Here is a 4,471-nt window from a genome sequence, read left to right as displayed (position 1 = left end):
GACTTCTGGATTTGTGAACAAGTCGCTGACACATTAGTGAAAAAAGGCTTATTGTTTGTTGGGCTTGACGTGATTGGCGATTACTTGACGGAAATCAACGTCACCAGCCCAACCTGCATTCGTGAACTTGACCGAGCACATCAGCTAAATATCGCCGGTCAGCTTATGGATGTAATAGACGAAAAATTACACGCTTAATCGATTATGCTGTATCACGACCCTGCTGCTAAAACACATGACCGTTTCGGGTTTACTGCCACCATGGCAGTCGCAATGCATGTGGCCGTTATTCTCGGCTTGGGTTTTGCTTTGAAACCACCAGCACCGCCCGCAGTGTCAACACTGGATATCACCCTCGCCAATTACAGCAGCGAAAAAGAGATTGTTGACGCGGATTTTTTGGCACAAACTAATCAGGAGGCTTCGGGCCAGCTATCTGACAAGCAGGAGCTGGCAACACAGGAGATTGCCATCATTGATAGCGCCACCATAAAACCCATCAACCCTGTTGCCACATCAGCTGCGGATCATCAGCAAGCCTCAGAGTCGCTGCAAATAAGCACTTTATCCGCATCGCGCGCTGCACCAACAGAGGCGCAACAACAGCAGCAAAAACAAGATGCCATCGAGGCTGAAATCAGCCAGCTCAAACGCGAGATCGAACTTGCCTCACTGCGCGCCAAACTGGCACAGGAAAAACAAACCTTTGCTCGACTGCCCAGTCTTTCAAACAATGCCTCGGTGGCGACCAAGGCTGCTGTTGACGCTGCATATTTGTACGAATGGCAACAACGCATTGAAGTCATTGGCAATCAGCATTATCCGCGTGAAGCGCAAGCCAAGGGCTTATACGGCAATGTTGAGGTGCTCGTAGTGCTTCACTCGGATGGCAAATTGAAGTCGGTACAGGTAACCAAATCCTCTGGGGTCAAGGTGCTTGATGATGCAGCCCTCAGAATTGTTAGGCTGGCCAGCCCCTTCAAACCTTTTCCGCCTGCCATGAAACAATCAATGGATGAGCTAAAAATTCCTCGCACCTGGCAATTTCAGCAAGATCGATTTCAAAGGCAGCGCAGTTAACTATGCTGGATGCATCGTCACTGGCGGGCAAGCTGCTCGTTGCCATGCCTGCACATCAGGGCGACTGCTTTGAAAAGGCGATTATTTTACTGCTAGAGCACAGCCAGTCTGGCGCATTTGGGCTAATCATCAATCAGCCAGACCAGCTGACTGAGGGAGACATCATTCACAGCGTGCTGGATGCTTACGATGCCGACGCATTCAAGCAAACAGCGTTCATTGGTGGCCCGGTTCACGCTGAGCAAGGCTTTATTATTCACCCCTCATCACCCACTACACGCTGGCAAGCCGAAGCACAGTATGATTTTGGCATCAGCGTTACCACCTCCAGCGACATTTTAACGGCCATTGCTGAGGCCAACTATTCAGCGCATTATTTAATCGCATTGGGCTATGCCGGCTGGGATCAAGGTCAGCTTGAGCAAGAGCTGCAAGATAATCACTGGCTGGTGGCCGAGACTCAACCACAGCGTTTGTTTGCAATGTCTTGGTCAAAACGTTACGACTTTTGCCTCAACGAGCTTGGCATTTCGGCCGCGCACTTAAGCGCTATGTCAGGTCAGGCATAATGACCTTAAGCGTGCTATGTTTTGACTTTGGCACCAAACGGATTGGCGTCGCGTTTGGCAACAGCCTGCTTGGCAATGGCCGGCCCTTAAAAGAAATCAAAGCACGCGACGGCATACCCGACTGGCATGAACTGACAAATCTGGTGCAAGAGTACCAGCCTGATGTGTTTTTAACGGGTCTGCCGCTGAATATGGATGATAGCGAAAACGCCATGTGCCAGCGCGCTAGAAAATTTGCACGACGGCTACATGGGCGCTTTGGTAAGCCCAGCTATGTTTGGGACGAGCGTTTAAGCTCGGCCGAAGCAAAGTCGCTTCAGCCATCGGATAACTACAAGCGTGATGCGGTTGATTCCTTAGCTGCAGTGATGATTTTACAGAGTTGGTTTAGCAGCGGCGCGCCTGAGCAATCAGCTTAGCTTACCCTTAGCGGCTTGCTTTAGTAATGCTGCCGCTTCGTCTTTAGAGCTCACCGGATAGACACGCTTATTTGCGATCACATAGCTGGCCTGCAGTCGCTCGCTGGCAAAAATATCTGCTGGCGTAACCGTCAATAGGTCCGCCTGTGTGAGCTCATCCACTGGCCCGTCGGCAAAATAGCAGTCGCAGTCTTGCTGGTCTGTATAGCGCTGCTGTGTGCGCCAAAAACCATATTGAATAAAGCCCGAGCAAATAAATCGGCTGGGCCTATGCTTGGCTTTTTCATAGCCTCGTCGGATCGCCTGCTTATATCGATCCGCGCGCAGACTGCTGGGATTAACAAACCAGCCTATCGCCACTTTTAACATAATTAGCGCAATTGAGCGCCAGTCATATTCTGCTTTAATCGCATTCAGCATTTCACCGCGCACGCGTTTTTTAGCCGCCTCATCAAACCACTGGGCTTGATAACGCATGATCACTAGGGCCACCTGCTTGGCAGAGCAATCGGTATAGTCTTCTAGAGAGGTCAAGTCTACGCCAGCAGAAGACGACTCAATGAGAAAGGCCTTATCATAACCTTGCTGGTTGTGAGGCACGCAAAAAATCAGGGCCGCATGCACAAACTCGCTAGCGGTGCCAAAGCGTATGATTTTGTGCGCTAAATTTTGGTTTTTTTGCACCAATACAATATCGCTAATCTGCAGCTGATGCTCAGGATGACGGGCGCATAAAAAATCGTCTAGCGACATTGAGGAGGGTTGCATAGAGTTAACTCAAGCTAACGAAAGCTAAGTCCAGAGCCGCGTTTTTCATCATCATCCTGCTGTAGCGATAAGCCACCACGGTCTGCATCTTCCATAAAGTCATGCTCAGAATCGAGCTTAATCATTAAGCGTAAATCATTGGCGGAGTCTGCCGAATTAAGCGCATCGTCATAGGTGATTTTATTCGCCTTGTATAATCTGAATAAGGCTTGGTCAAAAGTTTGCATACCAACCTCATTAGATTTTGCCATCAGCGGCTTAATTGCCGTCACATCGCCTTTTTTTATGAGGTCTGAAACCAACGGCGTATTCAACATCACCTCAATCGCCGCGACGCGACCTTGGCCATCAGGGGTGCGGATTAACTGCTGTGCAATCATTGCCTTAAGATTCAGCGATAAATCCAACCACAGCTGATCATGTCGCTCAGGCGGGAAAAAGTTTAAGATACGATCCAGCGCTTGGTTGGCATTATTCGCATGCAAGGTACATAGGCATAAATGTCCGGTTTCAGCAAAGGTAATGGCATGCTCCATGGTTTGCTGAGTTCTGACTTCACCAATCAATATCACATCTGGCGCCTGTCGCAAGGTGTTCTTCAGCGCGACTTCAAACGAGTCGGTATCTATGCCGACCTCGCGCTGGGTAACGATACAGCCTTGATGCGAGTGCATAAATTCAATGGGGTCTTCGATAGTAATAATATGGCCGCGAGAGTTGCGGTTTCTATGGCCAATCATCGCCGCCAGCGAGGTTGATTTACCGGTACCGGTACCCCCCACAAACACAATCAAGCCGCGCTTGGTCATCGCCACATCTTTAATAACTTTGGGTAAGCCAAGATCATCGATATCGGGTATTTGCGTCTCAATACGCCGCAAAACCATACCCACGAGATTACGCTGATAAAACGCGCTAACACGAAAGCGACCGACGCCGCGCGCAGAAATGGCAAAATTTAATTCTTTATCACGGACAAAGTCTTTGCGTTGCGCATCAGTCATGACCGAGAGTACGGTTTCACGACACTTTTCAGGGCTTAACTTGGTCGTAGTAACCGGCACAACTTTGCCATTAATTTTGATGCTGGGCGGCACGCCAGTAGTAATAAACAGGTCGGAGGCATTTTTCTCCACCATGATTTTAAGCAGTCGATCAATTTCCACAATTTTACCCGCTAATTCAGTAACACACTCAACAGTTAACGAAAGTCATCAGGATTTTTCGCCTTTGATTGCGCAATTTCTTTGCTTACCAATCTTCTCGCCACCAAATCCGACAAACACTGATCAAGGGTTTGCATACCTATCGAGGCGCCGGTTTGAATCGCAGAATACATCTGCGCAACCTTGTCTTCACGAATCAAATTTCGGATTGCCGGGGTGCCGATCATGATTTCATGCGCCGCTACGCGGCCGCCGCCTGTTTTTTTCATCAAGGTCTGTGAAATCACAGCACGAAGCGATTCCGATAACATTGAACGCACCATTGCTTTTTCGGCCGCGGGAAAAACATCGATGATACGGTCAATGGTTTTCGCTGCCGATTGCGTATGTAGGGTGCCAAAAACCACGTGACCGGTTTCTGCAGCTTCCAGTGCCAGCTTAATGGTCTCTAAATCACGTAATTCACCCA

At 49.1% G+C, this 4,471-nt stretch carries 7 protein-coding genes; 4 read left to right on the top strand and 3 right to left on the bottom strand.

The features are described 5' to 3' along the window. The 4 genes from HRU21_11700 to ruvX form a co-directional block, all read left to right on the top strand. Positions 1-198: glutathione synthase (locus HRU21_11700; GenBank protein NRA42953.1), on the top strand; the 198-nt coding region annotated here is incomplete at its 5' end. Positions 199-204: 6 nt separating this feature from the next. Next, a complete protein-coding gene (locus HRU21_11695; GenBank protein NRA42952.1) occupies positions 205-1,080 on the top strand; it encodes an energy transducer TonB in 876 nt (291 codons plus the stop codon). A 2-nt stretch (positions 1,081-1,082) separates the two neighbouring features. Next, positions 1,083-1,649 carry a YqgE/AlgH family protein gene (locus HRU21_11690; protein ID NRA42951.1) on the top strand — a complete coding sequence of 189 codons (567 nt, stop codon included), beginning with the start codon at positions 1,083-1,085 and terminating at the stop codon, positions 1,647-1,649. Next, positions 1,649-2,068: a Holliday junction resolvase RuvX gene (gene ruvX, locus HRU21_11685; protein ID NRA42950.1), complete on the top strand. Its 420-nt coding sequence runs from the start codon at positions 1,649-1,651 to the stop codon at positions 2,066-2,068. Before HRU21_11690 ends, ruvX begins: the two co-directional genes overlap by 1 nt. On the opposite strand, the gene HRU21_11680 is transcribed toward ruvX, so the two are convergent. From HRU21_11680 to tadA, 3 genes are all read right to left on the bottom strand, one after another. Continuing rightward, positions 2,060-2,836 carry a hypothetical protein gene (locus HRU21_11680; GenBank protein ID NRA42949.1) on the bottom strand — a complete coding sequence of 259 codons (777 nt, stop codon included), beginning with the start codon at positions 2,834-2,836 and terminating at the stop codon, positions 2,060-2,062. The two genes, ruvX and HRU21_11680, sit on opposite strands and share 9 nt — an antisense overlap. Positions 2,837-2,850: 14 nt before the next feature. Then, the gene (locus HRU21_11675) at positions 2,851-4,002 is read right to left on the bottom strand and encodes a PilT/PilU family type 4a pilus ATPase (protein ID NRA42948.1); all 1,152 of its coding nucleotides are present in this window, start codon (positions 4,000-4,002) and stop codon (positions 2,851-2,853) included. Between the two features lie 35 nt (positions 4,003-4,037). Beyond that, positions 4,038-4,471 (bottom strand): Flp pilus assembly complex ATPase component TadA (tadA, locus tag HRU21_11670; protein NRA42947.1); only part of this gene is annotated, 434 nt, incomplete at its 5' end.

This window comes from Pseudomonadales bacterium (genome assembly GCA_013215025.1).
GTDB lineage: Bacteria > Pseudomonadota > Gammaproteobacteria > Pseudomonadales > DT-91 > DT-91.
The sequence above is the reverse complement of the archived record's forward strand: the minus strand, read 5'-3'. Positions and strand labels throughout refer to the sequence as shown.

What these genes read in the sequence shown, in the direction of transcription:
- HRU21_11695 (NRA42952.1), top strand. Translation starts at nt 205, where the DNA reads ATGCTGTATCACGACCCTGCTGCTAAAACACATGACCGTTTCGGGTTT.
- HRU21_11690 (NRA42951.1), top strand. Translation starts at nt 1,083, where the DNA reads ATGCTGGATGCATCGTCACTGGCGGGCAAGCTGCTCGTTGCCATGCCT.
- ruvX (NRA42950.1), top strand. Translation starts at nt 1,649, where the DNA reads ATGACCTTAAGCGTGCTATGTTTTGACTTTGGCACCAAACGGATTGGC.
- HRU21_11680 (NRA42949.1), bottom strand. Translation starts at nt 2,836, where the DNA reads ATGCAACCCTCCTCAATGTCGCTAGACGATTTTTTATGCGCCCGTCAT.